Below are 22,898 nucleotides of genomic sequence, written 5' to 3'. Positions count from 1 at the left end.
GGGGCTAGGCGATGCTATAAAATCTTACTAACGACGGAAGGCGTCAGGGTAGCTGGTGAGGTCAACCCCCCACATAAGTGGCAGCATGAAATATACCGCTGCCACAATCAGCAGCATTGCAATGATGTTGATCCAGAAGCCGGTACGCACCATCTCTAAAATTGTGATTTTACCTGTAGCGAAGATAATCGCGTTAGGCGGGGTACCCACAGGCAGCATAAAGGCACAGTTAGCAGCCATCGCGGCTGGAACCATCAGTACAAAAGGATGGATATCCAGCGCCAGTGCCAGTGACGCCAGCACCGGTAGGATCATGGTTGCTGTGGCAGTATTCGAGGTGATTTCGGTTAAGAACAGCACCATGCCGGTCGCCAGCAGAATGACCAGCAGGAAGTTGACGCCTTCCAGCACACTCATCTGCCCACCGATCCACTCCGCCAGACCGGATGAGCCAAAGCCCGCGGCAATCGCTAAACCGCCGCCGAACAGTAGCAAAATACCCCAAGGTACATCTTTGGCGATATCCCAACCCAGCAGGCAGCCACCTTTGTTTTTGGAAGGGATCAAAAACAGCAGGAGCGCCGCGACGATGGCGATCATGGTGTCGTTAATGCCGGGGATATTAATGATCTGTCCCTGCCACAAAAACGACCGGGTGATCCACATAAAGGCCGCAAACAGGAAAACGGCCAACACCGCTTTCTCTTCAAAACTGGTGTTACCCAGGGCCGCTTTTTCCTTATTGATAAGCTCTCGGCCACCCGGCAAATGGCTAAACTCAATGCGGAAAAACACCCGCGTCAGTAGTAGCCAGGCGCTAAAAAGCAGCACCAACACAACAGGAAAAGCGAACATCAGCCAGCCGGCGAAAGAAATCTCGATGCCAAACAGCTCGTTCACTATCGCGGCAAGAATAATATTAGGCGGGGTGCCAATCAGCGTACCTAAACCACCAATGGTACCGCCGTACCCGATACCAAAAATCAGCGCTTTGCTGAATTTATCGATTTCGGCACTGTGATCGCCGTCACTTTTCGCCAGTTCCTGGCTAACCTGGTACACGATAGCGGTACCAATAGGCAGCATCATCATGACCGACGCGGTGTTGGAGACCCACATCGACAAAAAGCCGGTCGCGGCCATAAAGCCGAATACAATGCTGTTAATGCTGGTACCTAGCACGGCGATAATCGACAGCGCGATACGCTTGTGCAAATCCCACTTTTCCATTGCCAGGGCAATCATAAAACCGCCCAAAAACAGGAAAATAATCGGATTGCCATAAGCGGCCGTCACCGTACTGCCCTCCAGCGCGCCGGTAATCGGCAACAGCACAATAGGCAGAAGCGAGGTGGCGGGAATAGGAATGGCTTCGGTGATCCACCACACCGCTACCCACAAGGTAGTGGCCAGCACCATGCGCCCTTCAACGCTTAAGTCTTCAGGGTGAAAAAACAGCGCAACCAACGCGAACAGCAGCGGGCCAAGCACTAAGCCAACCTTCTGAGGAGTCGTGTAGGCAGGCGGCTTAGGTTGAGGAGAAGGGTTGCGCTTGGCATTGGAAGCCGCGGCGTTGGCGGCCCCACCCGTTGGCAGCGCGCACATCAATAGGTTTTTGGCTTGGTAGTGGGAGTGCCATAGCTGGTCCCATACCGTTGTCAGGGCAGTTTTATGCATACAATTTGCGCCACTTACGGTCAGAGTGAAAAGAACACATCGAGGGTCGGCATCCAGGCAAATAAGCACCCGATGGGCAACGCAGAACCTCCTTTGGCGCCCTTTATTAACTGCAATAGGCAATTAGTCCAGTTATTTGCCCATAATTACAACCAAAGTCTAACAACCTTTGGTTGTAATTATTAGCAAATGCTAACAGAGACATAGGCGTATGAACTACGTATGTTGGCATGACTATTCATTTAAAATTATCTATACCCGCTGAGAAGAACCGAGTGCTTGATCGCACAGACGTTGCATAACCAGAACATTGCCGCCGACCAAGTGATACTTTGCGCTTTTGTTATTGGACGCTGCGCAGATATAAAGCCAAATAAATAGACCAATTTGTAACAAAAGCCTTTAACAAAGTGATCTTCAGGGTTTACCGAAGCCAATTAATAAGCGCAATGTGCGGTATCGAACGGACTTACCCCCTCAGCACGACCATTGTTCTGGTAAGGAAGCTCCGCTTGTGCGGCTAAAAAAATCGCACTGCCACCAGGATGGAATCTGTGAATCAATTTTTCCGTTATGTGCGTAAGCATAGTGCGTTTGTAGCGCCGTGGAATTCCACCGCCACCGTTAGAGAGGAACTCTTTAGCGCAGAACGGCTTGAACAGCATGCCGGCAGTTTAGCACTTGCTCAAAAAGTCACTAACTCGCCACCCAAGGTAGCCTCGTTAACACGGCGTCTCAACGATAACGCTAAAACACTGTTGGTCGTTTATCGCGACAGCGCGACAGCGCTGGCAAACGGCCACGATATTGTGCCTGCTGCTGCATGGCTGCTCGACAATTACCATCTGATTGAAGCTCAAATTCGTGAGATACGCAGTGACCTTCCCCCCGGTTATTACCGCCAGTTACCGAAGTTAGCCAAGGGTCCTTTTGCAGGGTACCCCAGGGTGTTCGGTATCGCCTGGGCCTTTGTCGCACATACCGACAGCCATATTGACCTGGATAATTTGCAAAACTTTATAACCGCTTATCAGCGTGTTCAGCCACTGACTATTGGCGAGCTATGGGCGGTTGCGATCACGCTGCGTATTGTACTGATTGAAAACCTGCGACGACTTGCCGACCAAATCATCAGCGAACAAACGGCAAGGGATGAAGCCGATACATTGGCGGCTAAATGGCTAGCACCAGCCGATCAACCAATGCCCCAGGCAGGTCACGGCTTTAACATGCAGACCCGCACTGTTAACTTTCACACAGAGCCGCTGGCAGAACCCTTCACCGCACAGCTTGCTAAACGGCTACGTGGTTTAGACCCGCGCAGCAGTCCCCTAGCGGGTTGGCTTGATGAGCAGCTTAGCCACCAGGGTGTAACCATCGACGAGATGGTTCAAAACGCCCAGCAGCGCCAGGGCGCCGCCAACGTTAGCGTGCGCAATATCATTACCAGCATGCGCTTTGTTTCCAGTATCGACTGGGCCGAGCTGTTTGAGAGTGTCAGCTTGGTGGATAAGCGGCTAAGCCAGCAGAGCAACTTTGACCAGCTCGACTTCCCCACCCGCAATCAGTATCGCAGTGCCGTAGAGCAGCTTGCCCGAGGCTCTCAATACAGCGAGCTTGAGGTAGTGGAAGCGACGCTCGCTTTGTCCCACCAGGCACTGGCCAGTAATGGCGATCTTATCCAAGCTGCCCGCCTGGGCGACCCTGGCTATTTCTTGATTGGCTCAGGTCGCGCAAAGCTTGAACACCAGATCGCGTTTAAACCTTCCTATCGTCAGCGCCTGCGCCGCACCCTCATTCACCATGGCATTCGTAGCTATATCGTGATGATGGCCGCGGTGACGCTGTGCCTAATGCTGCTGGCGGGCGTAATGCTACTTTCGCTGCCACTGGCGATCGGCGAGGTGCCGTTACCCTGGCTGATGCTGCTGGGTGCGTTCGGTTTTCTGCCCATTATGGAAGTGGCAACGCTGATCGTTAACCGACTGATTATCTACTCTATCGACGCTCAGCCGCTGCCTAGCCTGGATCTCTCCAAAGAGGTTCCGACCCAGCTACGAACACTGGTTGCAGTGCCTACACTGCTGACCAGTGAAGAAGACCTGCGCGAACAGATTGAGCGCCTTGAAGTGCACCATTTATCCAGCGGTGAGGGAGCGCTTGGCTATGCGCTGCTGCTTGACGGCGTGGATGCTTCCAAGGCGGAGTTACTCCATGAAGCCGCGCTGTTAACGGCAGCTCAAGTAGCGGTGGAGCAGTTAAATAAGCGTTATTGTCCTCTCGCCCTCGATAGCGATAAACGTTTCTTTCTGCTGTACCGGCGGCGGGTATTTAACGCAAGCGAGAATACCTGGATGGGTTGGGAGCGTAAGCGTGGCAAGCTACATGAGCTAAACCGCTTGCTACGCGGCGCAACGGATACCACCTTTATCGACCCGCCGACGCTACCCAGGGACGTGCGCTACGTCATCACTTTGGACGCTGACACCCGCCTACCCCGGGGCGCGGCAAGCCGGTTGATCGGTAAAATGGCGCATCCGTTAAACCAGCCACGTGTGGATCTAAAGCTACGCCGAGTAGTGGAGGGATACGCGATACTGCAGCCTCGCGTCACTCCATCGCTGCCCGCCGGGGGCGAAGGCTCTATTTATCAGCGGTTATTCTCGGCACCAGGGGGCATCGACCCTTACGCCGCTGCTATCTCAGATCTTTACCAGGATCTGGTCGGTGAAGGCTCCTTCGCCGGTAAAGGTATATATGAGATTGATGCCTTTGAAGCATCGCTAGCTGGCCGGGTGCCCGATAATAGCCTGCTCAGTCACGATTTGTTTGAAGGTGTATTTGCCCGTGCGGGGCTTGCCTCCGATATCGAAGTGATTGAAGACTTCCCAGCCCGTTATGACGTGGCCGCCAAGCGCCAACACCGCTGGACACGCGGCGACTGGCAGTTGCTTCCCTGGCTCATAGCCTCTGCGCTACCGCTGACTGGGCGCCTAAAAATGCTCGGCAACCTGCGCCGCTCAGTGACGCCACCATTACTCCTGGCAAGCCTTGCCGTTAGCTGGCAATTGCCGCTGAGCATGGCCATCACCAGTACGCTGCTGCTACTTGCCGTTGTGGGCGCACCGGTGCTGCTCTCCCTGACAGCCTCAATCGTCCCCTTCCGTGCGTGGGCAAAACTACGCCACCATTACCACCTTTGGTTTGACGAGCTAAAGCTGGGTAGCGTACAAATTTTGCTACTGATCATTTTTTTGCCCGACCAAGCATGGCGCATGCTGGACGCCATCGCCAGAACCTTAGTTCGTGTGCTGATCACCCACCGGCGTCTGCTTGAGTGGACGTCTGCCGCCCAGTCGATGAAAAGCCCGCCGCTAACGATATTGGGCTTCTACCAGCGCATGGCACCCGGCACCTTACTGGGGCTAGCGGTGGCTATCAGTGCGCTCTGGACAGCCAGCCACACATGGCCAATCGCACTGCCCATGGCGCTGCTTTGGTTGGCTGCTCCGGCAGTGGCAGCTTGGTTGAGCAGCAGCACAAGCGTTGTTGTTCAACCCACCATCTCGGCAGAAGAAGCCATTGAGCTAAGGGCAATTGCACGGCGAACCTGGCGCTATTTCGAAACCTTTGTAACCACCACAGATAACCGCTTACCGCCGGATAACTTTCAAGAAGATCCGCAGCCCGTCCTCGCCCAGCGCACCTCGCCTACCAATATGGGGCTCTATCTACTCTCCACCCTGGCCGCACGGGATTTCGGCTGGATTGGCACCCATGAAACGCTTGAACGACTGGAAGCAACGCTGGGTGTGATGCTGGGACTACCCCGCTATCGGGGGCACTTTTACAACTGGTATGCCACCCACGACCTACACCCGCTTACCCCCCGCTATGTATCTACGGTGGATAGCGGCAATCTCGCCGGGCATCTTATCGTTATCGCCAATGCCTGCGAAACCTGGCAGGCGACAGGCTATCTAGCTGACCCGCGGGCAGGCATAGTCGACACGCTAAACCTGGCCCGTCAAACGCTCAAGCAAGCATCAACCTTGTCGGAAAAGTTCACGGTTCAACTTAGCCTGCAGTTGGAAGCCATAGACGCTGAGTTGAAGGGTGAAGCGATGCCATCGGTATGCTTGGCAAATATCGCCACGTTGACCGATAGCACCTTAACGCTGGCGCGCATGCCTCTCAACGAACATAGCGACCCCCATAGCGAAGACCTGCTGTTTTGGTTGCAAGCATTGCACGCCTCAGTAGCGCAACACTGCCATGACCGAGAAACCCAGCCAAGCCTTGAAGAGTGTGCACTCGCCCTGCGGCTGCAACAGCTTGCGGATTCAACGCGACGCCTAGCACTGGGCATGGATTTCGCTTTCCTGTTCAATAGTGAGCGCCAACTGCTGTCGATTGGTTATTCACTGGACGACAACTGCCTGGATACCAGCTGCTACGATCTGCTGGCTTCCGAGGCACGGCTGGCCAGTCTGTTTGCAATTGCCAAAGGTGATATTCCCACCCGCCACTGGTTCAGGCTAGGGCGTGCTGCCACGCCGGTTACCTTTGGCTCGGCGCTGATTTCCTGGTCGGGGTCGATGTTTGAATACCTGATGCCATCGCTGGTGATGCGCGCGCCGGGCGGCAGCCTGCTGGAGCAAACCAACCGGCTGGTGGTGAAACGTCAAGAGACCTACGCTGCCCAGCTCTCCGCGCCCTGGGGTATTTCTGAATCGGCTTATAACGCCCGGGATATGGAATTCACCTATCAATACTCTAATTTTGGGGTGCCGGGTTTAGGGCTCAAACGGGGGCTATCCGCTGACTTGGTGATTGCACCTTACGCCACAGGCCTGGCCACCATGGTTGACCCCAGCGGCGCCTGCCGCAATTTCAAACGCTTAACGGAGATGGGCGCACTAGGCCGCTACGGCTTCTATGAAGCGCTTGATTTCACTCGTTCGCGGCTGCCCGCTGGGGAAAGCGTGGTGATTGTGCGTAGTTTTATGGCCCACCATCAGGGCATGACCATCGTGGCCATCGCTAACACTCTGCACCACGGCCAAATGCGCGCCCGTTTTCACCGCGAGCCAATGATTCAAGCCAGTGAGCTACTGCTCCAAGAGCGGGTTCCCCGTAACGTGGCGATCGCCCACCCCCGCGCGGAAGAAGTGAAGTCAACGGCCAGCCAGAGTATTAACGAGGCCCAAACCATTCGCCGCGCCTCAATGGTCGCCGGTGGCCCGCCCGTTACCCATTTACTCTCCAACGGCTGCTATTCGGTGATGCTAACGGCCACCGGCGGGGGCTACAGCAGGTGGCGTAACATTGCCATTAGCCGCTGGCAGCCGGACGCCACCCGCGACCACTTAGGCAGCTTTATTTTTCTACGCGACAGCCAACACCCCGGCGTGTGGACCGCCACAGGACAAACGGCGGCACACCCAACCGACGGTAATGATGACCATAGCTATGCGATATTTGCCGAGGATTATGCTCGCTATACCCATCGTCACGATGATATCACCAGTCACATGGAGGTGCTGGTTTCCGGCGAAGACGACTGCGAAGTTCGCCACCTCTCGCTCACTAACAACAGTCGTCACCCCCGCGACATCACGCTTACCTCCTATTCAGAATTAGTCTTGACCAGCCCCAGTGCCGACAATGCGCACCCCGCCTTTGCCAAAATGTTTGTGGTGACCGAGTATCTGGAAGCCTTCAACGCGCTGATAGCCACAAGGCGGCGGCGCTCGCCCGATGAAGAGCAGGTGTGGGCGGCTCACTTTGCGGTGGTAGAGGGCGACATTGTGGGCAAGCTGGAGTTCGAGACTGACCGTGCCCAGTTTTTAGGCCGCGGCCGAAGCATGCTGCACGCCTCAGCGCTGGCAGAGGGGCAGCACCTTTCGAGCAGTGTCGGTAGCGTGCTGGATCCTATTTTTGCACTGCGTTACTGCCTGCGCGTGGCGCCTGGAAAAGCCACCCGAATTGCTTACTGGACGGTAGTCGCCTCCTCCCGTGAAGCACTGATGGATCTGATCGACAAACATCACGACCGCAGTGCTTTTGAGCGCGCCAAGACCCTTGCCTGGACCCAGGCACAGGTTCAGCTTCGTCATTTAGGCATTCAGCCTGAAGAGGCCGCCGACTTTCAGCGTTTGGCCGCCCCGATTCTTTACCCTGATGCCCGCTTTCGAGCGCCTGCCGTGGCCATTGAGCGCGGCGCCGGGCCACAGTCACAGCTCTGGCAACACGGTATTTCCGGTGATCTGCCAATTATTCTGATGCGCATCGATAGCATTGATGACATTGGCCAGGTACGCCAGCTACTGCGCGCCCACGAATATTGGCGCATGAAGCGGCTAGGCGTGGATGTGGTGATTATCAATGAACGCTCCTCCTCCTATATTCAGGATCTACAGCAAGCCATTGAAACCGCCGTGCTTAGCAGCCAAACCCAGCCTCGTTTTAAAAAGGATTTCGCTCAGGGCACTGTGATTGCACTGCGTGCCGACCTGATGAGTTTGGAAGTGCGCACACAGCTTCAGTCGATCGCATGCGTCGCGTTAATGGCCTATCGCGGCAGCATAGCGAACCAGTTAGCCCTGACACTGCCCGCACTCCGCACACCAACGCAGCTCCAATCGTTTATCAAACGTCCCCTACCCAAACACACTCCGCTCAATATCAGTGAGACGCCTCTCCCGGCACTTGAGTTTTTTAATGGGTTGGGCGGCTTTGCCCAGGATGGCCGCGAGTATGTAACGGTGCTTGAGGCGGGAAGCTCCACCCCCGCGCCATGGATTAACGTGATCGCCAACGCGGGCTTCGGCTTTCAGGTGTCCGCAGAAGGCGCCGGCTATGTATGGGCGGATAACAGCCGCGAAAACCAGCTGACAACGTGGTCGAACGACCCTGTTGTGGATCCGAGTGGCGATGTGATCTATGTCCGTGATGAAGAGTCGATGGCCCTTTACACCGCCACTGCCCGCCCTGTACGCGATCATGGCCGCTACATAGCGCGGCACGGCTTCGGTTATAGTCAGTTCGAGCATCAAGCGGATGGGATTGCCCTGGAGCTGCTGCACTTCGTACCGCTAGAAGCCCCACTTAGGGTGTCGCGACTACGTCTTAGCAATCACTCCGGGCGTCCACGTATGCTCTCCGTGACGGCTTATGCCGAATGGGTACTGGGTACCTCGCGCAGTGGCTCAGCCCCTTTTCTTATCTCGCACCCAGATGCCGATAGCGGCGCGCTGCTGGTCGAGAACCCCTGGAATATAAATTTTCCAGGCCGGGTAGCCTTTCTGGATATAGGCACTCAGCCCACTTCCTGGACGGCTGACCGCCGCGAATTTATCGGCCACGGCGGCAGCCTGGCAGCGCCAGCGGGGCTACGCAGCAAAACGCCGCTTTCTGGGGCTCACGGTGCGGGGTTGGATCCTTGCGCCGCGCTTAATCGTGGCGTAACGCTAGGGGTAGGTCAAAGCGTCGATATCGTTGTATTAATGGGGCAGTGCAGCTCAACTACTGAAGCGAAATCACTGATTGCGCGGTATCGCCAGGCGGATATTGACGCCGAGCTTGCGCTGGTCACTGCGCACTGGCAAACGCTGCTTAACGCGGTACAAGTGGCCACCCCTGATCGCGCCATGGACATCATGCTTAACGGCTGGTTGATGTACCAAACCATTGCCTGCCGAATTACCGCGCGCTCAGGGTTCTATCAAGCCAGCGGCGCCTATGGTTTCCGCGACCAGTTGCAGGACGGTATGGCGTTAACGTTCACTAGCCCCGACACCACTCGCGAGCACTTACTGCGTGCCGCTTCCCGCCAGTTTGTTGAAGGCGATGTTCAGCACTGGTGGCTGCCCCACTCAGGACAAGGGGTGCGAACGCGTATTTCCGATGACCGGGTGTGGCTGGCCTATGCCTGCGCCCGCTATATCGCAACCTCCCACGACGCCGCCGTGCTGGAGGAGCCGGTAAGCTTTCTGGAAGGCGCTGAATTAGCCCCTGGCGAGCACGACAGTTTTTTCCAACCGATGATTGCAGCGGAAACCGCCTCGCTGTTTGAGCACTGCGCCCGTGGCTTAGATCAGTGCATATCGCTTTCCGGCGAGCACGGTTTGCCGCTGATCGGTGGCGGCGATTGGAACGATGGCATGAACCGCGTTGGCGAAGCGGGCGAAGGCGAAAGCGTATGGCTTGGCTGGCTGCTGGTGCATACCCTGGAACTGTTTCTACCCTATGCCCAGCAGTACGAAAAACAAGCGCCTTCAGCCACACCAGATACACCACGCGCTAAGCGTTGGCGTGCCCATATCACTGCGTTGCGCGGTGCGCTGGAAAGCAACGCCTGGGATGGCCAGTGGTACCGACGGGCGACCTTCGATGACGGCACTTGGCTGGGTAGCAAAGAGAGCGACGCCTGCCAAATTGATTCGATTGCCCAGACTTGGGCGGTACTCTCGGGGGCAGCAGCCCCCAACCGCGCAGCCCTCGCCATGGCGTCACTGGAGCGCGAGCTGATCAGGCACGATGAGCAACTTGCACTGCTGTTTTGGCCCCCCTTCGATCAGCCCCAGCGCGACCCTGGCTATATCGGCGGCTACCCGCCCGGCATGCGCGAAAACGGTGGGCAATATAGCCACGCCGCGATGTGGGCAATTCTCGCCTTTGCCAAGCTCGGCGAGGGCAGCAAAGCGCATGCGCTTTTTGCGCTACTCAACCCGATCAATCATGCCCGCACCGCCGAAGAAGCCGCTCGTTATCACGTCGAACCCTATGTGGTCGCCGCGGATGTCTATTCTGTTGCGCCTCACACGGGGCGTGGCGGCTGGACTTGGTACACGGGCTCAGCGGGTTGGATGTACCGTGCCGGTATTGAGGGCATTCTGGGTATCCGTCGGGAAGGTGGCTGGCTGGTGATTGCCCCCTGCCTTCCCCATGACTGGCCAGGTTTTAGCGCAACGCTGAACGTTGCCGATACCCACTACGCGGTTAAGGTTACCACCACCGATGAGGCGCTTAACGCACAACTTGATGGCCGTCACCTCACACTCCAGCAAGGAGAGGTACGTGTCCCACTGGATGGCCAACACCACCAGCTTGAGGTGTTTATTCATCGATCACATAACCCATATTAACTAACTGTTTGTCAGCCATTTTTCACATTTGCTTCTTACTCACGGCTATATTAGTCTCAATCTCGCACGCTAAGCGTGCCATTTATCTTCAGGTGGTTCTGCCAGTTTAACCGCCGTCCCATTCGCAATCACACGGAGCCGTGATATGCATAGCGAAACATCAAACGACCTTTCCCAGGCGGGTCTTCATATCGCCATTCAAGACATCAAGGATGAACTGTTCGATACCCCCGAGTGCGACTACGCCGTAGCCCAACTGCTAACCCGCTGGGGTCAAGCTGAAAAAGCGGATCAAGTACTGGATGAGATGTTGATGAAGTGGGGCACTTCCCCTGAAGTGCTTGCTTTAACACAGCGTGGGTATACGGAGATGGTTGGCAGCAGTGAGCTATCTGCGGATAACGACGAAACCATCGGCAAGCCGCAAAAAACCACTCCTGCAGCTCTCGAGGTCGTGGCGGCTTGACCTAAAGGCTATTAAAGCCTAGATCGCCAAGGCACCTAGCATCATTTACCAATGCCCTGTACTAATGCCCCTGCCCTCTCATGAGGCAGGGGTATTTTTATTGCATGAATACAGACGTTAGTCCAAGTGATCCACCGTGACGATGAGGTCTTCTGTTGAGACATCCACGTTCCAGAAGGTATAACTGTCCTCATCCTCATCAACTAAGCGAATATCAAAAATGGGGTTGGTATAGCCCGATAGCGTAACTCGCTGGGTGTCGCCGCTCATTAATACATCGTTACCCAGCACGTCCTCTTCCCAGCTTTTCGAGTTTCCTGGGCTCACATACATATAGTAGATGGTGTAACCCGTCCGGTTGGTGACATCCACATAGTAGTCATCGGCCATCGCCAGTGATGAGGCACATAGCGCAACAAACGCAATTAACAACGTTCTGATTCGCATTGGAAAGTTCCCTGGTTTTTTTAGGAGCAAACAGCAAGTTGCGGGCTAAGTGCCAGACGATTATTCACACTCAACGGCAGGCGCAGTATATAGCCTGCGCGTTTTTTTACCTAGTCGCCCGCGTCATGCTTGTAGCTGGTAGAATACCGCCCCTTTCAAGCGCGTTAGCGGCTAAACGCCGCCACGCCACCCACCTTTTACTACCTGAGAGTTGCGCCATGATCGCCACCGCCCGCACCGTTTTCCGGCCACTTATACGGCTGGGCCTTATCCCGCAGATTTTAATCGGTATTGTTGCCGGGGTAGTGCTCGCCCTGTTTGCACCGGGCGTTGCAAGCGATGTCGCCCTACTTGGCCAGCTCTTTATCGCCGCATTGCAGGCGGTGGCGCCCATTTTGGTGTTTGTACTGGTAGCCGCTGCGATCTCTGCTCATCAAAAAGGCCAGCCGACCCACATTCGCCCCGTGCTGGTACTGTATGTAGTGGGCACATTGATCGCTGCATTAATTGCAGTGGCAGCCAGCTTTCTATTTCCCACCGAGCTTTCATTGAATGCAAGCCAGGTTGACGGCAACCCACCCGGGGATATTTTTAGCGTTCTGCGCGACCTGCTGTTGAACGCGGTGGCCAACCCGGTTAGCGCGCTGATGGAAGCTAACTTTATCGCTATTTTGGCCTGGGCCATCGGTCTGGGCTTGGCGCTGCGCCAAGCCAGCGACACTACCCGCGAAGCGCTGAGTGATTTATCCACGGCGGTCACCCGCATCGTCACGCTGGTGATTCGTTTGGCGCCGCTGGGTATCTTTGGCTTGGTAGCTGGCACCCTGGCGGAATCCGGCGTTGCGTCGTTGCTCAACTACGCCCAGCTGCTGGGTGTGATTGTGGGCTGCATGCTGTTTGTCGCGCTAGTGAGTAATCCGCTGTTGGTTTACTTCACCACCCGGCAAAACCCTTATCCACTGGTGTTTACCTGCCTGCGGGGCAGTGCCATTACCGCCTTTTTCACCCGCAGCTCGGCAGCCAATATCCCGGTCAACCTGGAGCTGTGCCGCCGCCTGAAACTCGACCCGGACACCTACTCCATATCCATTCCGCTGGGCGCGACGATCAATATGTGCGGCGCGGCCATTACGATTACGGTGATCACCTTGGCGACTACGCATACCCTGGGTATTAGCGTTGACTTCCCCACAGCACTGCTGCTGTGTGTGGTGTCAGCGCTGGCAGCCTGCGGTGTTTCCGGCGTGGCGGGCGGTTCACTGATGCTGATACCCATGGCTGCCAGCCTGTTCGGAATCTCTACAGAAGTGGCTATGCAGGCGGTAGCGATTGGTTTTGTGATCAGCGTGGTGCAGGACTCCACCGAAACCGCGCTCAACTCCTCGACCGATGTGCTGTTCACCGCCGCCGCCTGCCAGTCGCAAGAGGCGAAACGCCCTTAAGCGTTCGCCCTGGGGAGTGGCTGCTTATCACAACCACTCCCCGCGTACTTTTCTCCACTATTGCTCCCCACTGCTGTTCCCCACTACTGGTCTTCACTACGCTCCCACATTAACCGGTGGATGTTTTGACCAGCCTCGCCAAACGCTCCCGTTCATCCTCTTCATAAAAACTCGGGTCATCAAATAGGTCGCGCTGGGTATCATCGAAGATCATTTCCAACACCTCTGCACTACTTTGCACCATCGGCTCAAAGTGCGCGGTATGCGTGACCACTGCCCTGACGCGGCGGCGGCGATACAGCGCGTAGATACCCAGCAAGGTGAACACACAGGCAATATAGAGCGGCAGACCATGACTACCCACTACGCTCATCAGCGACCCCGCCGCTATCGGCGCCACGGCACAGCCCGCGCCGTGCATTACCAGCATATCCGCCGAGCCGGAGACAATTTCATCTGGGTGAAGCTGGTCGATCAACTGCGCTACCGCCAGCGGGTAGAGCGAAAATGCCAAGCCACCCCAGATAAAATAGAGCCCCAGCAGCAACTCGTGGCTAGGCGCAAAGGGCATGGCCGCGGCGATCAATGCCGCAAGCAGTACCACCCAGATCATCACCTTAGGGCGGTCGTGTTTATCGGAGAAGCGCCCAATGGGAATCTGTAGCAGCGCTCCGCCAATAATCGCCACGCTCATTACCAAGCCAACACCGCCAATATCAAACCCCAACTGAGTCGCGTATATCGGGGTCATCGACCAAAAGGCGCCCATGGCAAGCCCCGACAACGCGGCGGAAGCCACCGCCAATGGCGCAAAGCCTAACAACGCGCGCAGGCTACTTTTTGGCCGCTCAGGTATTTTGGGCTGCACGCGACGGGTCATGGTGATGGGTAACAGCGCCCAACTGATCAAAATAGCGATCACCACAAAGAGCAAAAACCCTTCCGGTGAAGAGAGGCGCAGCAACTGCTGGGCCAGTGCCAAGGCGCCCAGGTTAACCACCATGTATACCGCAAAAATACGCCCCCGTTCATGGCTGGCGGCTTGGCTATTCAACCAGCTTTCGATCACGGTAATTAAGGTAATAAACGCAAGCCCATAGATCACCCGCAAGGGTAGCCATACCCACGGGTTGATAAACACCAGGTGCAGCAGCGCCACCGACGAGCAAATGGAGGCGCAGAAGCCGAAGGTACGAATATGCCCCATGCGCCTAATTAACCGTCCGCTCCCCCAGGTGCCGCAGATAAAACCAACAAAGTAACCGGACATAATTAACCCCAGCAGCGCGCTGGAGAAACCTTCCGCCGTACCGCGCAGTGTAAGCAACGTGTTAAGCAGACCGTTGCCCAACAGCAAAAGCGCGACACTGCGCAAAATCGATTTAACCGGTTGAAGCATTGCCAATGAACGCATTGCGTTTCCTCGTCGCAAGTTCTTCACCTAAATATTCTTCTTAGCTTAAGTCGATGCATAAAGAGTGCCACTTAACGGCGCGCATCCATTGCCAACAGGTCGCGGCGTTAGCAAGCGGTGACGCTGGCAGATGAGATCATTGACAGGCGAGTGTTCTTTATATAGAACGTTCTATATACAGAACGGTACATTAACCACGACAAAGAACGGCGGGCAGCCTCATGGACAAGCTCTCACTCAACACGCTGGGCCAGCACCTTCAAGCACTGCGCCTTGAGCGGGGCTGGTCACTGTCGCAGTTGGCCAATGAGGCGGGCATCGCCAAATCCAATCTGTGTCGCCTTGAGCAAGGCAACGGTAATCCGACCATAGACACCATCTGGCGGCTGGCGGTGCGACTTAATGTACCTTTCGGCACCTTGGTCGCGCCGATCAACGTTCCGCTGGGTGAAGATGGTGTGCAAGTGCGCTTAATTGACCAAGGCAAGGACTCCCCCCAGGTGGACGCCTATTGGATGCGCTGCGCGCCGCATACGTTGCGCCATGCTGAAGCTCATACGCCGGGCACCCGTGAATCGCTTACGCTAATTAGCGGTTGGCTGGAAGCGGGGCCAGAAGGCGACACAACGCAGCTAACGCCGGGGAACACCGTAACCTTCCCCGCCGACCAGCCACATCTTTACCGTACTCAAGCAGCGGAGGCTACGTTGATAATGACCATCACCTACGGTGCAGAAGGCCAAACCCCATGAGCCAAGGTACCAGCCACTCTCCACTGCGCAGCGCGCTACAGGGCGTGCGAGAAGCTATCCCGCTACTCGGCGGCTACATTCCGGTGGCGCTGTCGTTTGGCTTGGTGGCCACCCAGGCAGGCTTTAGCACCCTGGAGGCCACGGCTATTTCAGCGCTAATTTACGCCGGCGCCTCGCAGTTCCTGTTTGTGGGCATGATCGCCACCGGCGCACCGCTGTGGCTGGTGGTGGCGATGACGCTGCTGATTAACGTTCGCCATGTGGTCTACGGCCCAAATTTGGCAGGACTGTTGCCGCGCAGCCGTCACTGGCCCTGGCTAATGCACGGCCTCACCGATCAGGTCTTTGCCCTGGCCTTAACCCGGCTGCCCCAGTTGCCCGAAGTAAAGCGCTTTAGTTGGTTTGTGGGTGCATCGCTGCTGGCCTGGGGCGCCTGGATCATCGGCACCGCGGTGGGCGCTACCGCGGGAGAGGCCTTTACCGCCCGCTGGCCGCTACTGGGTGAGATTATGCCCTTCGCGCTGCCCGCGCTGTTTTTGACCATGGTGGCACCGCGCTTTACCGACAAGCGCTGGGCAGTCGCCATGGGCTGCACCATTCTAGCCGCACTCTGTTTGACCCTGGTTGGCTGGAGCAACGTGGCGATCCCCCTCGCCGCCGCCTGCGGCGCGCTGTGCTTCTACTCCATGCAGTTCTATACGCAAAGATTTGCCACCAACAGGAGGCGCGAATCATGAGTACTGCACTTTGGCTAGCGGTAGCGGTTTCTGCCCTTGGCACGTTGCTGATGCGGCTAGTGCCGTTTTTATGGATGCAGCGCCGCCTCAACAGCGAAAGCGGTCTTAATAACATGCCCCAGTGGCTGGGCATTCTCGGCCCGCTGATGATTGCCGCCGTACTGGGGGTCTCCATTGTGCCGGTCAATCCCAGCGCGATTTCCTGGATCGCCACCGCCATCGGGCTTGCCGTTACGCTGCTGGTATGGTCGCGGGTACGCTCATTGGGCTGGCCGGTGGCGGCCGGGGTCGCGGTGTTTGGGATAGTAGAGGTCGCCGCCCTCATTTGGTAATGCTTTGCATTAGCTTTTACACCATGCCATCATCCTGGCTCTTCACTCCAGGCCAACCGTAAAGTGACATCAATGTTGAAAGCACACACCCATGGCAAGAAGGTTTTAATGTGTGTGTTGCTAGTAACGCTGACGGCGCTAATGCCCTTAATGGCAGCCGCCAACACGCCGAGCAGCCCTCCGGAATCACCCCGCATTGTGACGCTTTACCAGGGGGCTACCGACAGCGCCGTAGCCCTTGGGCTGACGCCTATTGGCGTCGTCAATTCATGGCTGGAAAAACCCATGTACCGCTACTTGCGTGACCAACTTGATGGCGTCGAACACGTAGGGCTGGAAACCCAACCCAATCTGGAAAAGATTGCCTGGCTTGATCCAGACCTGATAATTGCCAGCGACTTTCGCCATGCGCGCATAGCGCCGCTACTCAATGCTATTGCCCCCACGGTATCAGCGCCTACGGTGTTTAACTTCAAGACCACGCTGAACATAGTGGCCAATGCTACTGGCCGCCAAGCGCAGGCAAATGAGCTCCTTGAGCAATGGGATGATCGTGTCGCCGATTTTCGCCAGCAGATCGCCGTCAAACTGGGCGATGAGTGGCCGCAAAAAGTCGCCGTGGTGCGCTTTAAAAGCGACCATGTGCGTATCTATACCAGCGGCTTTGCAGGCTCGATTCTGAACGAGCTGGGCTTTGCGCAACCGGATACCCTGCAAAGCCAGAGCTGGGGAATGAAGCTTTCCAGTACGGAAAACATTCCCGTGCTGGATGCCGATGCCCTGTTTATTCTGCTGGAACCGGATGACCCCGCCATTGCAGATAATTACCGGCACTGGGCCTCCCACCCTCTCTGGCAACAGCTGTCAGCGGTACAAAGCGGGCGCGTTTTTGAAGTCGATCCGGTCAGTTGGATGATGGGCGGCGGCATACTTGCGGCCAACGCCATGCTGGACGATCTATATAGCCACTATAAACTGCCGCAACCGGAACCGACGCAGCATCAAGCTTGCCTGCCGGCCCCCTCCAGTCATGGGGAGCCGACTTCATGCTGAACAGCGTCGCCGCAAAAAGTATTGGCCTTCTGCTTGGGGCGCTGTTGGCGTTGAGTGCTTTTTTCGCCAGCGTAATGCTAGGCACAACAGAGATCGCCCTATCGTCTCTGTTCGGCTCGCTCGCCCATTACGACCCGACCAATATCGCCCACATTATTCTGCTAACCGAGCGCCTGCCTCGCGCGGTGATCGCCACTCTGGTGGGCGCCAGCCTGGCGATTGCCGGGGCGCTGATGCAGACCATGACGCGCAACCCGCTGGCATCGCCGGGCATTCTCGGCATTAACGCTGGCGCGATGTTTTTTGTGGTGGTCGCGGTTGCGCTATTGCCGCTGCACACGCCCGCCCACTACGTTTGGGCCGCACTGTTGGGCGCACTGGTGGCGGCCGTACTGGTAGTAGTGTTAAGCCGCGGCCGCCACGGAGAACTCTCCCCGCTGCGGGTTGTGCTGGCAGGTGTAGCGGTAACGGCGATGTTTGTATCGTTCAGCCAAGGGTTACTGGTCATTGACCAGCAAAGTTTTGAAAGCGTGCTCTACTGGCTGGCGGGCTCAGTGTCGGGGCGCGATCTTTCATTGATAGCGCCCTTACTGCCACTTTTCGGCGCAGCGCTGCTCCTCAGCGCACTGCTAACCCGCCACGCCAACGCGCTGCTGCTGGGCGATGATATGGTCACGGGGCTGGGCATGCAGGCCACCACCATCAAGCTGCTGCTCGGCTTAATTGTGATTGTGCTGGCGGGCAGCTCCGTGGCGCTGGCGGGCATGATCGGTTTTGTCGGCCTGATTGTGCCCCATATGGCACGGGGAATATTTGGCATCGACCATCGCTGGCTGCTACCTGCCTGCGCCCTACTGGGGGCTTGTTTGCTACTGCTGGCCGATCTTGCCTCGCGCTTTTTAATGCCCCCCCAGGAGATACCGGTCGGCGTCATGACTGCGCTGATCGGCACGCCCTTCTTTATCTACCTGGCACGACGCAAAATGGCTGGCCAATGAGACAAGCAGCAACGTTAACCCTCGATAGCGAGGCGCAGAACAACAGTAACCGCTTACTGCGCAGCATTCTAATGCTCAGCCTTTTATTGGTAGCCAGCGCCGTGCTATCGCTTTGTCTAGGCAGTTTTCCGACGTCGTTCACCCAGGTGCTACACGCACTAGCCGCTCCACAGAATAGCGATATCACGTTTATCGTTTGGGAGTTAAGGCTGCCACGTATTGCATTAGCGATACTGGTCGGTGCCGCACTGGCAATAGCGGGGGCAATTCTGCAGAGCATTGTGCGTAACCCGCTAGCCTCCCCGGATGTGATCGGCATTACCAGCGGCGCAGCACTGGCGGCAGTACTCTTCCTGGCACTGCTCAGCTCGACACTGAGCATCCACTTACTACCCTTTGCAGCCATGCTGGGGGCGCTGGTGTCAGCACTGCTGGTGGTTAGCTTGGCTTGGAAAAACGGCATCAGCCCATCGCGCATGGTACTGGTCGGCATTGGCCTTGCCGCCGCCATGGGCGCTGGCACCACCCTGTTAATCGTGATCAGCGATGACTCGGCCGCCATGACCGCCTATGTCTGGCTCACCGGCAGCCTTTACGCAGCGCAATGGGGGGATGTTCAGGGCCTGTTACCGTGGTTATTAATCACGGTACCGATCAGCCTAGCCTTCGCCCGACATGCAGACGCCATGGCGCTAGGCGACGCCGTTGCAGAAGGACTCGGGGTGGCGATTCTGCGTAGCCGTTTAGTCTTGCTTGCCTGCAGCGTGGCGCTGGCCGGTGCCGCCGTGGCGTTTGCAGGGAGCTTAAGCTTTGTGGGCTTAATTGCCCCCCACCTGGCAGCCAGGCTGGTGGGGCGCAATATGGCACAGCTGGTGCCCGCGTCAGCACTGGTCGGCGCGTTGATAGTGCTTTACGCCGACCTGCTGGGCCGAGTGGCCTTTTTACCCAAAGACCTGCCTGCGGGCATCTTCGTTGCCGGGATAGGCGCGCCCTTTTTTGTCTATTTATTGCATCGATCGAGAGCTCGCGTTTAGGGTCGATTGACGAAAAAAAGCGGCACCCTCGGGGCACCGCCAAACAGTATCGAGCATAAAAAATAGAAAGTAGAAAACGGCTGACTAGAAATCTAGCTGGTACCCCAGCGTGAAAGTGCGGCCACGCCCGGTGAAGTAGTACTCGTCGCTGATGCGTGCGGCTTGGGAGTAGTAGGTGATGTAGTCTTCATCGGTGAGGTTTTCGATACCCACTGACACCCTGCCGGTGGGCAGGCGATAAGCTAGAGAAGCATCCACTAAGCCGTAGCCGTCAAAATCCAGTTCAGGATTATCGACGCTGCGATCGAAGTAGTAACTACCCTGCAAGCGCGTAGAAACACGGTCGTTCCAGGTAGCGCTCCAGCCCAGTTTGAGCGTATCCGGGGCGATATTGATACCGGTGAGTTTGGTATCTACGCTACCGTCGCCATCCTGATCCGACTTACCTTCGGTGTGGGCATAAGAGAGCGACAGGTCATGCTTGTCGGCCACCTGCATGTCGCCGGTAATCTCAATGCCCTGGATCTCGGTTTTCTCTCGGCTACCGACCCAGGTGCCATTCTGCTCGGTAAGCCGCTGGCCGTAATCCGAGTTGGATTCGTAATAGCTGATCTCTAACCCGTAGCCATCCCAGTCGAAGCGCGCGCCAATCTCACGGTTATCGGTCACGATGGGCTGCAGCTGCAGCAGGGTATCCACATCCTGGCCCGCTGTGCCAATGCCGCGTAGCACCCGGCCCACATCGGGCATGCCAAAACCTTCCGAATAGTTGGCGTACAGCTGGGCCCAGTCGGTGGCTTGATAGGTTAAGCCGACGTTATACAGCGTTTCATCGAAGCTGGGCTTGCCACCGTCCACGGTGACGTTATCTTGGGTGACATTGCTGCGATCAATCGTTTGGAAAGTATCCACCTCAAGCTCGGCATGCTCGTGACGCACCCCGGCGTGCAGCGTGAGAGGATCCGCGAGTTTGAACTGGCCCTGCAGGAAAGGCGCCAAATTACGATAGCGGCTTTCCGGCACGTAGGTGCGCCCGGTATGCACCAGCATCTGGCTTGTTTCGTCTTCCAATATGTCCAAACCAACTGTCACACCCAAACGGTCATCCAGCATACCATCACGGTTCAAGGTGAATTTGGAGCCCGTTTTGTCAGATTCATTCCGCGTCTGGTCATACTGGGTATCCCCTGCACTATCCAGATAAGGGAAAAATGGCGTAGTGGCAAAGCGTGCACGGAAGCGCTGACGATACACTTGGGCGTCCAGCTCGTTGCCAAACCAGTTAGCGTGAGAGTAGGAAAGCCGCGCCGAGGTCACTTCGTTGAACCCAGGCTCGCCGTCACGACGGCCTTTGCGTGCCGTGGTGGGAACACCTGCGGAGCGGTCTCCGGTGACCGGTACGTAGTCGTTGCCCTCTTCCAAATCGAAGTGATTCAGCGAGAACTCAACATTCTGGTTGTCGTCGATCCAGTAGCCCAGCTTGCCGAAAAGATCGTAGCTTTCCGAGTTTTGCAGCTCGCCTGGGTAGGCAATACCAACCACCTCATCGTTGCCATCGTAAAAAACCCCGCGCTCCTGACGCGTCGCTGCGGCAACGAAATCCCAATCGCCTTGCTGCCCGCTAATGCGGTAGTCCAGCTTGTTGCCTAGCCCATCCGACTGGAGATCATCAGCCATGGTCAGGCTAATGCCCGCGTGTTGGCTAATGCCCCTGCCTTCGGCACGCCGGGTCACCAGGTTGATCAAGCCGCCGGTCGCACCTAAACCGTGCTCGGCGCTGGCCCCGTGGATCACTTCAATACGTTCCACCATGGAAAGGTCAATGGTATAGCTATCCCGGGAGCTGTCCCGCAGCGGGTTGGACTGCGGCACACCATCAATCAGAAAAAGCGCGTCGCGGCCGCGGAATGTTTCGCCCGCATTAGAGAGCTTTTGGCGACTGGGTGAGTAAGAGGGAATCAGATTGCTGAACACCTGGCCCGGGTCATCGGTAATCGCTAGCTGTTGCTCGATCTGTTCACGGCTGATGATCGTTACCCGCTGTGGCGTTTGACCTGCTTCGCTGTGGCTGCGGGTAGCGGTTACCACCATGGTCGAGTCGGCATCACTGGTGCCGCTTTGTGACTCTGCAGTTGTTGACTCCTGCGCGTGAGCTTGACTGATAGCCACCAAACCGGCGAGCGTCACCGTGAGCCACAATACTGGACGAGTCTTAATGCGCATTTTTTACCTTTTGAGTGAACGATTCCCAGAAAACGTAATACATATCTAAATGATAATGATTGTATTATGCACATAAAGACATAAAGGTCTACTCCACGTGGGAAAACCGGTGAGAGCAGCGATTAACTGCCAGTGGTAGATATTGAAAATGATAATATTTTGGCTTACGGTTCTGCCTGCGTTAACAACCTCAATGAGCCCTGCCATGACACACCCTTCTCACCAGTCTCCTCGTTTGACCGGAGAAGCCTTGCAAGCAGGTTACGACACTCGGCGTGTGCTGGATGGTGTGGATATCGCCATTGCGGAAGGCAAACTCACGGTGCTGTTGGGCCCCAACGGCAGTGGCAAGTCGACGCTGCTGAAAACCCTTGCCCGCACGCTCACGCCTAGCGGAGGGCATGTCTATTTGGATGGCAAGGATATTCATCGCAGCAAGACGCGGGAGGTCGCCAAGCGCCTGGGGATTCTGCCCCAGGGGCCAGTGGCACCCGAGGGGCTGAGCGTAAAACAGTTAGTGGGCATGGGCCGCTTTCCGCACCAGGGGTTATGGCAGAAAAATGCTCAGCAGGATGCCGAGGCCATTCGTGAAGCCATGGCTTATACCCACGTAACGGAGTTTGCCGAGCGCAACGTCGATGCGCTCTCCGGCGGCCAGCGCCAGCGCTGCTGGATTGCCATGGTGCTGGCCCAGCAAACCGACCTGATCCTGCTTGATGAGCCCACGACCTTTCTGGATCTGAAGGTACAGGTGGATTTGCTTGAGCTGCTTTCGCGCCTGGCTCATGAAAAAGGCCGCACCCTGCTGCTGGTGCTCCACGACCTGAACCTGGCCGCCGCCTACGCTGATCATTTAGTGATGATGTGCGATGGCCGTATTGTTACCAGCGGCGCGCCTAGCGAGGTTTTTACCGCCCCTAACCTTAAGCGCGTGTTCGACCTGGATGCCCATGTCATCCACGATCCCGAAAGCGGCAGTCCGATTTGTGTGCCGCGTAAACCACATCAAACCGTCACTGAGTTGGATGCGGTTGTTCAACAACGCTGAAGCTACCCACGCCCCGCTGCGGGCTGACAATTGGGTGTATCCCGTGTACTGGTAATCTCGCACCAAAATGAAAGGCGATAATAAGAGGTAATTAGTTGTGCCCTGCTCTCAGTGTTATTAAGATGA

General features: G+C 56.6%; 14 protein-coding genes. 10 read left to right on the top strand and 4 right to left on the bottom strand.

The window, feature by feature from the left end; genetic code table 11:
- Positions 1 to 27 precede the first annotated feature (27 nt).
- Positions 28 to 1,677, bottom strand: a complete 1,650-nt coding sequence (locus tag ACT3UM_RS20920; protein WP_498902000.1) for a DASS family sodium-coupled anion symporter — start codon at positions 1,675 to 1,677, stop codon at positions 28 to 30.
- Positions 1,678 to 2,222: 545 nt separating this feature from the next.
- Here ACT3UM_RS20920 and ACT3UM_RS20915 point away from each other — a divergent pair.
- Together ACT3UM_RS20915 and ACT3UM_RS20910 are read left to right on the top strand one after the other, a co-directional pair.
- Positions 2,223 to 10,826, top strand: coding sequence for a GH36-type glycosyl hydrolase domain-containing protein (locus tag ACT3UM_RS20915; RefSeq protein WP_498901999.1), 8,604 nt, complete (start codon positions 2,223 to 2,225; stop codon positions 10,824 to 10,826).
- A gap of 145 nt (positions 10,827 to 10,971) precedes the next feature.
- A complete protein-coding gene (locus ACT3UM_RS20910) occupies positions 10,972 to 11,292 on the top strand; it encodes a hypothetical protein (protein ID WP_498901998.1) in 321 nt (106 codons plus the stop codon).
- A 117-nt stretch (positions 11,293 to 11,409) separates the two neighbouring features.
- Here ACT3UM_RS20910 and ACT3UM_RS20905 read toward each other — a convergent pair whose 3' ends face one another.
- Positions 11,410 to 11,739, bottom strand: a complete 330-nt coding sequence (locus ACT3UM_RS20905) for a hypothetical protein (RefSeq protein WP_498901997.1) — start codon at positions 11,737 to 11,739, stop codon at positions 11,410 to 11,412.
- A gap of 218 nt (positions 11,740 to 11,957) precedes the next feature.
- On the opposite strand from ACT3UM_RS20905, the gene sstT reads away from it, so the two are divergent.
- Positions 11,958 to 13,181, top strand: coding sequence for a serine/threonine transporter SstT (gene sstT / locus ACT3UM_RS20900; RefSeq protein WP_498901996.1), 1,224 nt, complete (start codon positions 11,958 to 11,960; stop codon positions 13,179 to 13,181).
- 109 nt (positions 13,182 to 13,290) lie between these two features.
- Here sstT and ACT3UM_RS20895 read toward each other — a convergent pair whose 3' ends face one another.
- On the bottom strand, positions 13,291 to 14,595 hold the full coding sequence (locus tag ACT3UM_RS20895) for an MFS transporter (protein ID WP_498901995.1): 1,305 nt from the start codon (positions 14,593 to 14,595) through the stop codon (positions 13,291 to 13,293).
- 221 nt (positions 14,596 to 14,816) lie between these two features.
- Here ACT3UM_RS20895 and ACT3UM_RS20890 point away from each other — a divergent pair, with 221 nt between their 5' ends.
- From ACT3UM_RS20890 to ACT3UM_RS20865, 6 genes are all read left to right on the top strand, one after another.
- Entirely contained in the window at positions 14,817 to 15,347 is a 531-nt protein-coding gene (locus ACT3UM_RS20890) for a helix-turn-helix domain-containing protein (protein ID WP_498901994.1), read from the top strand.
- Positions 15,344 to 16,084, top strand: coding sequence for an AzlC family ABC transporter permease (locus ACT3UM_RS20885; RefSeq protein WP_498901993.1), 741 nt, complete (start codon positions 15,344 to 15,346; stop codon positions 16,082 to 16,084). The genes ACT3UM_RS20890 and ACT3UM_RS20885 overlap by 4 nt, the downstream gene beginning before the upstream one ends.
- The gene (locus tag ACT3UM_RS20880; protein ID WP_498901992.1) at positions 16,081 to 16,416 is read left to right on the top strand and encodes an AzlD domain-containing protein; all 336 of its coding nucleotides are present in this window, start codon (positions 16,081 to 16,083) and stop codon (positions 16,414 to 16,416) included. The genes ACT3UM_RS20885 and ACT3UM_RS20880 overlap by 4 nt, the downstream gene beginning before the upstream one ends.
- 72 nt (positions 16,417 to 16,488) lie before the next feature.
- Positions 16,489 to 17,469 (top strand): ABC transporter substrate-binding protein, encoded by a 981-nt coding sequence (locus ACT3UM_RS20875; RefSeq protein WP_498901991.1) that lies wholly within the window; start codon positions 16,489 to 16,491, stop codon positions 17,467 to 17,469.
- Positions 17,463 to 18,467 (top strand): FecCD family ABC transporter permease, encoded by a 1,005-nt coding sequence (locus tag ACT3UM_RS20870; protein ID WP_498901990.1) that lies wholly within the window; start codon positions 17,463 to 17,465, stop codon positions 18,465 to 18,467. The genes ACT3UM_RS20875 and ACT3UM_RS20870 overlap by 7 nt, the downstream gene beginning before the upstream one ends.
- The gene (locus tag ACT3UM_RS20865; RefSeq protein WP_498901989.1) at positions 18,464 to 19,501 is read left to right on the top strand and encodes a FecCD family ABC transporter permease; all 1,038 of its coding nucleotides are present in this window, start codon (positions 18,464 to 18,466) and stop codon (positions 19,499 to 19,501) included. Before ACT3UM_RS20870 ends, ACT3UM_RS20865 begins: the two co-directional genes overlap by 4 nt.
- An 84-nt stretch (positions 19,502 to 19,585) precedes the next feature.
- Here ACT3UM_RS20865 and ACT3UM_RS20860 read toward each other — a convergent pair whose 3' ends face one another.
- Positions 19,586 to 21,724 carry a TonB-dependent receptor gene (locus tag ACT3UM_RS20860; RefSeq protein ID WP_498901988.1) on the bottom strand — a complete coding sequence of 713 codons (2,139 nt, stop codon included), beginning with the start codon at positions 21,722 to 21,724 and terminating at the stop codon, positions 19,586 to 19,588.
- Positions 21,725 to 21,929: 205 nt separating this feature from the next.
- On the opposite strand from ACT3UM_RS20860, the gene ACT3UM_RS20855 reads away from it, so the two are divergent.
- Positions 21,930 to 22,772: an ABC transporter ATP-binding protein gene (locus tag ACT3UM_RS20855; protein ID WP_498901987.1), complete on the top strand. Its 843-nt coding sequence runs from the start codon at positions 21,930 to 21,932 to the stop codon at positions 22,770 to 22,772.
- The last annotated feature ends 126 nt before the right edge of the window (positions 22,773 to 22,898 follow it).

Source organism: Halomonas sp. AOP13-D3-9 (assembly GCF_052379125.1).
Lineage (GTDB): Bacteria > Pseudomonadota > Gammaproteobacteria > Pseudomonadales > Halomonadaceae > Vreelandella.
This window is presented reverse-complemented; position numbering and strand designations above follow the sequence as displayed.

Coding starts and splice junctions, on each gene's coding strand:
- ACT3UM_RS20895 (WP_498901995.1), bottom strand. CDS start 14,595: ATGCGTTCATTGGCAATGCTTCAACCGGTTAAATCGATTTTGCGCAGT.
- ACT3UM_RS20860 (WP_498901988.1), bottom strand. CDS start 21,724: ATGCGCATTAAGACTCGTCCAGTATTGTGGCTCACGGTGACGCTCGCC.
- ACT3UM_RS20875 (WP_498901991.1), top strand. CDS start 16,489: ATGTTGAAAGCACACACCCATGGCAAGAAGGTTTTAATGTGTGTGTTG.
- ACT3UM_RS20855 (WP_498901987.1), top strand. CDS start 21,930: ATGACACACCCTTCTCACCAGTCTCCTCGTTTGACCGGAGAAGCCTTG.
- ACT3UM_RS20915 (WP_498901999.1), top strand. CDS start 2,223: ATGGAATCTGTGAATCAATTTTTCCGTTATGTGCGTAAGCATAGTGCG.
- ACT3UM_RS20910 (WP_498901998.1), top strand. CDS start 10,972: ATGCATAGCGAAACATCAAACGACCTTTCCCAGGCGGGTCTTCATATC.
- ACT3UM_RS20920 (WP_498902000.1), bottom strand. CDS start 1,677: ATGCATAAAACTGCCCTGACAACGGTATGGGACCAGCTATGGCACTCC.
- ACT3UM_RS20885 (WP_498901993.1), top strand. CDS start 15,344: ATGAGCCAAGGTACCAGCCACTCTCCACTGCGCAGCGCGCTACAGGGC.
- ACT3UM_RS20905 (WP_498901997.1), bottom strand. CDS start 11,739: ATGCGAATCAGAACGTTGTTAATTGCGTTTGTTGCGCTATGTGCCTCA.
- ACT3UM_RS20870 (WP_498901990.1), top strand. CDS start 17,463: ATGCTGAACAGCGTCGCCGCAAAAAGTATTGGCCTTCTGCTTGGGGCG.
- ACT3UM_RS20865 (WP_498901989.1), top strand. CDS start 18,464: ATGAGACAAGCAGCAACGTTAACCCTCGATAGCGAGGCGCAGAACAAC.
- ACT3UM_RS20890 (WP_498901994.1), top strand. CDS start 14,817: ATGGACAAGCTCTCACTCAACACGCTGGGCCAGCACCTTCAAGCACTG.
- sstT (WP_498901996.1), top strand. CDS start 11,958: ATGATCGCCACCGCCCGCACCGTTTTCCGGCCACTTATACGGCTGGGC.
- ACT3UM_RS20880 (WP_498901992.1), top strand. CDS start 16,081: ATGAGTACTGCACTTTGGCTAGCGGTAGCGGTTTCTGCCCTTGGCACG.